The organism is Stenotrophomonas sp. SrG, from assembly GCF_050031795.1.
Taxonomy (GTDB): domain Bacteria; phylum Pseudomonadota; class Gammaproteobacteria; order Xanthomonadales; family Xanthomonadaceae; genus Stenotrophomonas; species Stenotrophomonas rhizophila_A.
This window is the reverse complement of sequence record NZ_JBNBBE010001760.1, coordinates 1-230: the sequence shown is the minus strand read 5'-3', so window position 1 is coordinate 230 and position 230 is coordinate 1. Positions and strand designations below refer to the sequence as shown.

Sequence of the window (230 nt, the reverse complement as noted above, 5' to 3'; positions counted from 1 at the left end):
TGCCCAGCTTGATGTAGCTCAGGCCCACGTCCACCAGCGTTTCCAGCTTGCGCTCGATGCTCGGCACCGGTTCGAACAGCTTCATCGCATCTTCGACGGTCATCTGCATCACGTCGTTGATGTTGTAGCCCTTGTACAGGATCTCCAGCGTTTCGCGGTTGTAGCGCTTGCCGTGGCACACATCACAGGGCACGTACACGTCCGGCAGGAAGTGCATCTCCACCTTGATA

General features: G+C 57.4%; 1 protein-coding gene. It reads right to left on the bottom strand.

What is annotated here, in order from left to right; translation table 11 throughout:
- A partial coding sequence (locus tag ACQG3P_RS25305) for a hypothetical protein (protein WP_426806577.1) occupies window positions 1-230 on the bottom strand: 230 nt, incomplete at both ends.